Origin of the sequence: Mesorhizobium sp. M5C.F.Ca.ET.164.01.1.1 (assembly GCF_004792125.1) — a bacterium.
GTDB lineage: Bacteria > Pseudomonadota > Alphaproteobacteria > Rhizobiales > Rhizobiaceae > Mesorhizobium > Mesorhizobium wenxiniae.
The window spans coordinates 1-318 of the sequence record NZ_SRTG01000393.1 but is presented as its reverse complement, the minus strand read 5'-3'; the positions used below and the strand labels follow the sequence as shown (position 1 = coordinate 318).

Sequence of the window (318 nt, the reverse complement as noted above, 5' to 3'; positions counted from 1 at the left end):
GTGGGCGAACAGTGAGACCGGTACGATCTTTCCCGTGGTTGAGCTTGCCGACCTAGCCAGGGAAGTCGGCGCGCTTTTCCACACTGATGCAGTGCAGGCGGTCGGAAGGTTTCCGATTGAGCTGAAATCGACCGCGATCGACATGCTGTCGCTCTCCGCCCACAAGCTGCATGGTCCAAAGGGGATAGGCGCGCTTTATGTAAGACGTGGCGTGCGCTTCTCCTCCCTGATCAAGGGTGGCCACCAAGAGCGCGACCGGCGTGCAGGCACTGAAAACACTCCCGGCATAGTCGGACTGGGCATGGCGGCCGAACTCGC

The 318-nt window shown here is 61.0% G+C and carries 1 protein-coding gene; it reads left to right on the top strand.

The genetic code is table 11. The features are described 5' to 3' along the window. The coding region (locus EN807_RS33955) for an aminotransferase class V-fold PLP-dependent enzyme (protein ID WP_135938049.1) at nucleotides 1–318 on the top strand (318 nt) is incomplete at both ends.